The sequence below is a fragment of the Labrenzia sp. ATLA3 genome (assembly GCF_057180185.1).
The window spans coordinates 548617-554856 of record NZ_JBXUKV010000005.1 but is presented as its reverse complement, the minus strand read 5'-3'; the positions used below and the strand labels follow the sequence as shown (position 1 = coordinate 554856).

At 57.6% G+C, this 6240-nt stretch carries 3 protein-coding genes; all 3 read left to right on the top strand.

Annotated elements, in window-relative coordinates; genetic code table 11:
- Positions 1 to 3042 (top strand): VCBS domain-containing protein (locus AC2A6O_RS16720; protein ID WP_498928725.1); only part of this gene is annotated, 3042 nt, incomplete at its 5' end.
- Positions 3043 to 3110: 68 nt separating this feature from the next.
- A complete protein-coding gene (locus AC2A6O_RS16715; RefSeq protein WP_498928723.1) occupies positions 3111 to 4883 on the top strand; it encodes a type I secretion system permease/ATPase in 1773 nt (590 codons plus the stop codon).
- A complete protein-coding gene (locus tag AC2A6O_RS16710) occupies positions 4883 to 6208 on the top strand; it encodes an HlyD family type I secretion periplasmic adaptor subunit (RefSeq protein WP_162530011.1) in 1326 nt (441 codons plus the stop codon). The genes AC2A6O_RS16715 and AC2A6O_RS16710 overlap by 1 nt, the downstream gene beginning before the upstream one ends.
- Positions 6209 to 6240: the final 32 nt, after the last annotated feature.

Sequence of the window (6240 nt, the reverse complement as noted above, 5' to 3'; positions counted from 1 at the left end):
TCCTTCGTTGAGCGCCCGGTCACCGTGACCATCATCGGTACCAACGACCAGCCGGATATCCTCGTCGAGCAGAGCGTTCTTGACTTTGCAATTGACGAAGCACTGGACGCCAATCCGCAGAGTATCGGCGAATTGACCGGCAACATCGTGGTCGACGATCCGGATCTGGGCGACACGCTCTACATCTCGGTCGAAGGCAATGGTTCGCCGGACTATTCGGAAGGCGATCTTCCGGATGGTGTCGATATCGGCAGCCTTCTGACGGCAGGCAATTTTAATTTTACCAGCGGGTCTGCACTCAACAACATTTTCTCCGTGCCGAAGGGCGAAGACGGGAATGTTGAATTCACCTATGCCTACAACGGCTCGGCCGATCTCGACTGGCTGGCAGATGGTGAAACCCTGACCCTGACGTTCGACGTGAAAGTCAGCGATCGGAACTGGTTCCCCGAAGGCACCGACACCACCCAGATCACCATCACCATCACCGGTACCAATGACGTGCCGACGCTGACTGCGGTCGACGTAAGCGGTTCCATCGTTGAAGGCGATCCGTCAACCCTGTCCGACACCGGCTCAATCGAGTTCACCGATCTCGACCTCTCCGATACGCCAACGGCAACCTTCGCAGTCAAGAGCGTTGAAGGTCTTGATGGGGTCGGCCTCACCGCCAGCCAGATTGCAAATATTCAGGCTGGATTCGGGCTGTCCGCTGATCCGGGCAACGCGAACAACGGCACGATCAACTGGTCTTACAGCGTCGCGGAAGAGCATCTCGACTTCCTGGCCGCTGAAGAACAGGTCGAAGTGGTCTACACCGTGACGGTCGACGACGGCAACGGCGGTGTCGTCGAGAAGGATGTCACCATCACGATCACGGGCACAAACGATGCTCCGACGATTGGCGGTGACCTCTCCCTGAACTTCCTGCCCATCGTGGAATTTCCGGATGCGGAGGACCAAGGTTTCGTCCATTCCCGCAGCGGGGTCTTCGAGGTCAACGATCCGGACACGGTCGTCAATCCGGACAATTTTGAGGTCCAGATCAGCGAACCGAACCTGTCCCTGGCCTCCGGTGCCGGCGACATTCTGGAAATGCCGGGCGATATCCACGCTGCCCTGACCGCCAATGACTCGAATTTCCTCTTCTGGACATTCGACCAGTTCGACGACCAGGGCCGGGTAACCTATTCCTACAAGGTCCAGGACAAGGCTATCGACTTCCTTGCCGAAGGCGATGTCCTCACGATCGACTACACGCTTCGGGTTCAGGACACGAATGACCCGGACTCCTTCGTTGAGCGCCCGGTCACCGTGACCATCATCGGTACCAACGACCAGCCGGATATCCTCGTCGAGCAGAGCGTTCTTGACTTTGCAATTGACGAAGCACTGGACGCCAATCCGCAAAGTATCGGCGAATTGACCGGCAACATCGTGGTCGACGATCCCGATCTGGGCGACACGCTCTACATCTCGGTCGAAGGCGATGGTTCGCCGGACTATTCGGAAGGAGATATTCCGGACGGTGTCGATATCAGCAGCCTTCTGATGGCCGGCAATTTCGACTTCACCAGCGGCAACGAACTGGACAATATCTTCTCCGTGCCCAAGGGACCGGACGGGAATGTTGAATTCACCTATGCCTACAACGGCTCGGCTCCACTCGACTGGTTGGCAGATGGTGAAACCCTGACCCTGACGTTCGACGTGAAAGTCAGCGATCGGAACTGGTTCCCCGAAGGCACTGACACCACCCAGATCACCATCACCATCACTGGTACCAATGATGGACCGGTGTTCTCGGGAGGCGTCTTCGAAGGTGCTCTTGAGGAAGCCAACACTCCGGCACAGCTTGAGACATCCGGTGAGGTTTCCTTCGCCGACCTCGACCTGTCCGACACGCCGGAAGTGACTGCTCAGTTCACCTCTGTCAAACCAGTCGAAGGCAGTGGCTTCGCGCTGACGGAGGCACAAGCACTTGCCTTCCAGAGCGCCTTGACGGTGCAGCAACCGGCCGGTTCCGGCAACAACGGAACCGCCACCTGGACGTTCGCAATTGCCGCGACGGCACTGGACTTCCTTGCCCAAGACGAACAGCTGGAAGTCAAGTACCTGCTGACCGTTACGGACGACAGCGGAGAGACGGATACTCGGGAAGTCATGGTTGTCGTGACCGGCACCAACGACGATCCGACAATCACCTCTGCAGACATCCTGGGCGAGGTGACGGAAGCTGGTGTTGATGAAGCAGGTACCGACGTTGCCTCTGGCCTGATCGTGGGCGCAGATGTCGACATTCGGGATGTTCTGACTTACTCGGCGTCCGTTCTTGACGGATCGCTCGGGCAATTCAGCATCGACGAGGATACCGGTGAATGGACCTACACCATTGACCAGTCCGACGCCGATGTTCAGGCGCTCAACGTTGGTGACAGTGTTGAGGAAATCTACACGGTTACGGTTTCCGACAATAACGGTGGCACCGTCACGACGGACGTAACCATCACCATCAACGGCTCGAACGATGCCCCCACCATTGAGAACTACACGGGTACGTTCACTGTTGTTCACAGCAACTCGAACAACGACGAAAGCAGCTTCAATCTTCTTGAGCTGTTGAATGCCAACGACGTTGACGATGGTGAAACCGAAACGCTCCAGATCGATGAGATCTCGGGCACTCTCAGCCTGTCCATCTCAGGCCATCAGGTAACGCTGGATATCGCCGATCTGGAAGCCGCAGGTCTTCTGAACATCGGTGAGGCCGACGGCAGCGTTACTTTCAACCATAACCTGGAACGCATTATGGCCCAGGTAATGGATCAGGGCGAAACCGCCAACATGTCCGGTACAATGACTGTGGTGGACGTCAATGACGCCGTCTCCAACTCCGCCGAGTTCGATATCGAACTGTCGGTAGATCCGGACAAGACGAACACCTTCGGTGGCGACGACTGGACCACAGACGGTGGCGGTGACATCCCCGAGATGCTCATCCCGACATTTGACGATGACGGCGACGGTCCGCTGCTCACCTGATCCTGAGATTCCCGGAGAGGGCGTAAGCGCCCTCTCCTCCCCTTTTATTTATTTTTTGGAGAGTCTACATGGCTGTGCGCAGCGCAAGGGAAAGCGTTTATCCCGCTCTCAAGGTCTATCGCTCTTCCTGGGTCGGCTTTTTTGCCGTTGGTTTCTTTTCGATCTTTGTCAATCTCGGCACCCTCGCGTCTCCTCTGTACATGCAGCAGATCTTCGACCGGGTCATGCAGAGCGGTCATCTCGAAACGCTCGTCTTCCTGACAATGTTCGTCATTTTCTTTCTGGCCGTGATTGCGGTTCTAGACGCTATCCGCGGGTCCATCCTTGCCAGCATTGCGAAGTGGTGGGACGCGACTGTCCATGCCGATCTGCTTCATGCAATCATTCAAACGGCAAGGTCCACGGGAAGATCCCACTCCCATGCCATGAACGATCTTGCGACCATCCGGCAGTTCGTTGGCAGTTCGAGCGTACTGCCCTTCTTCGACGGGCCGTGGGTGCCCCTCTTTATCGGTGCCATTATTCTCATTCACCCTGCCCTCGGCTTCGTCGCCATCGCAGCCGGCGTGTTGATTGTCATGATCGCAGGTGTGAACGATACGGTGACGCGCCGCCGGATGGCTGGTGCCGCGGCCGCTCGTGTGCGGGCGCAGCAGACGATTGACATCGCCACACAGCACGCAGAAAGCGTCTACAGCATGGGAATGCTGCCTGGTGTTCTCGCACGCTACCGGAACGATAACGAACAGGTGGCCGATTCGACTTTCGCCGTCGCCTCCTTTTCTGCGAAGACTGCCGCGATCAGCAAGTTCATCCGGTTCACGGCACAGATCAGCGTATTGGGCCTCGGGGCCTATTTCGCCACGCTTGGTGAAATCACACCGGGCGGGATGATTGCAGCGTCAATCATCATGGGGCGGGCGCTTGCCCCTGCCGAACAGGCCATCGGTGCCTGGCGGGGCATTGTCGGCGCGATGCAGGCTCACCGCCGTTTGAGAGATATCTTTCTGTCAGCCCCGCTTCACTTCAACAAGACGCAGCAGCCGGATCCCGCTGGCCAACTTCAGCTCAAAGGTGTCAATCTGCTTGTTTCAGGTCAGGAACGTCCCTTGCTGCGCAACATCAGCATCGACGTCAAACCGGCAACGCTGAATGCAATCGTTGGTCACTCCGGGTCAGGCAAGAGCACCTTGTGCAAATTGCTGATCGGCGCAATGGATCCGAGTTCCGGCTCGGTGCGTCTTGACGGTGTCGCCATGAGCAACTGGGACCCGCAACAGCTCGGTCGCAATATCGGTTACCTGTCCCAGTCCGTGGAACTGCTCCACGGCACCGTGAAGGAAAACATCGCCCGGCTGGGAGAGCCGGAGGATGAAAAGGTTGTGGCTGCCGCGCGCCTCGCGGGCTGCCACGACATGATCAATGGACTGCCGAACGGCTATGAAACCATGATCGGGCCGGGTGGACTTCGCCTGTCCGGCGGGCAGGCACAACGCGTCGGTCTGGCCAGGGCGATCTACGGTTTGCCAAAGCTGATTATTCTGGATGAGCCCAACTCCAATCTGGACAGCGACGGCGAAGCGGCGCTTCAAGAGTGTCTTGTACTCCTTCGGGAAAAGGGCTGTACCGTCATCATCGTCAGCCACAGACCATCGGCGCTTTCGAAAGTCGATCTGATTATCACTCTCGCGGACGGCACAATTCAGAAGACGCAAACCGGCGAGGAATTCATGAAGAACGCCATTCGCCCGGTCAGCGATATTCTGCAGAAACTGGGCAAGATGCAGCCCGCGAAGGCAAAAGGCGCGTCACCAGCCAACGATACAAAGGGAGGTCAATGATGAACAAGGAACAAAGCCCGGCGTCGTTGCTCCGACGCTCCATTCGACTTCATTGGATCCTGGGTTTCGTCGTCGTCGCGGTTTGTTTCTTCGGCACGGGGATCTGGGCAAGTCTCGCGGAGCTGTCGTCGGCCGCTATTGCTGCTGGCAAGGTCAGCCCGGACGGAAGCTTGCGCGTGGTGCAGCATCTGGAAGGCGGGATCGTGCGTGAGCTTAATGTCAAGGAAGGCGATGTCGTCAAGAACGGTCAGGTTCTCATGGTTCTCGACCAGGCACTGGCAACAGCGAATTACTTGTCGATTTATCGCAAGCACCAGCGCTATTCAGTGACCAGAGACCGGCTCCTGGCGCAGGAGCGCGGCGACGAAACCTTCGAGGTCAAGACGCCATCGGTCATGTCAGTCGACAAGAGCTACCAGCAGTTCGTGGCCAACGAGATCATCAAGTTCAAGGTGCGTCGTGAGCTTCTCGACAGGCAGACGAACACCTATCGTGTGCAGGCTGGTCAGGTTGAAGCCGAGATCAACAGTCTGAAGGCTCAGATCGGCGGCATGGATCAGCAGATCATTCTGCTGGACCAGGAACTGGAAAGCAAAAAGGTCCTGATGAAAAAAGGTCTCATGCGTCAGCCTGAGCTTCTGGCTCTGCAACGCAAGCGGGCCGAGCTCTGGTCGGAGCGCAATGCCATCGGTTCAACGATCGCCCGTGCAAGGCAGAAGATCGAGGAAATCAAGATCGCGGAGCTGACGGCTGTCAGCGAAGAACGTGAGAAGATCGCCGAGGAACTGTCGGAAATCAACGCGGAGATCGCTCAGGCCGACGAAGCGCTATCTGCCACTTCCGACATCCTGAGCCGTACAGAGATCGTCTCCCCGATCGAGGGGCGGGTACTCAAGGTCAACTACAAAACGGTTGGCGGCGTCGTGCGGCCGGGCGAACCTATCCTCACCATCGTTCCTCAGAACGAGGAACTCATCCTCGACACGCGCCTGCGGACGTCCGACATCGACAACGTTTTGATCGGGATGGACGCCAAAGTGCAGCTCACTTCTTTCATGGGGCGGCACATGAAGCCTTTGAAGGGACAAGTCTTCCAGGTTGGTGCCGATGCTGAAACCGACGATCAGACGGGAGAGCAGTATTACACGGTCCGGGTCCGGGTTACGGCCGACGACATCCAGGAGGCCGGAGGCGGCTTTGAGCTGGTGCCGGGCATGCCCGCACAAGTGTTCATACAAACGGGCGCCCATACACCAATGCGCTATCTCCTGGACCCTGTGCTGCAGTCCTTCGGACGGGCCTTCCGGGAAGAGCGCGTCCTGTAACAGGAAGACAGCGAGCAGAAGGACCTGACCGT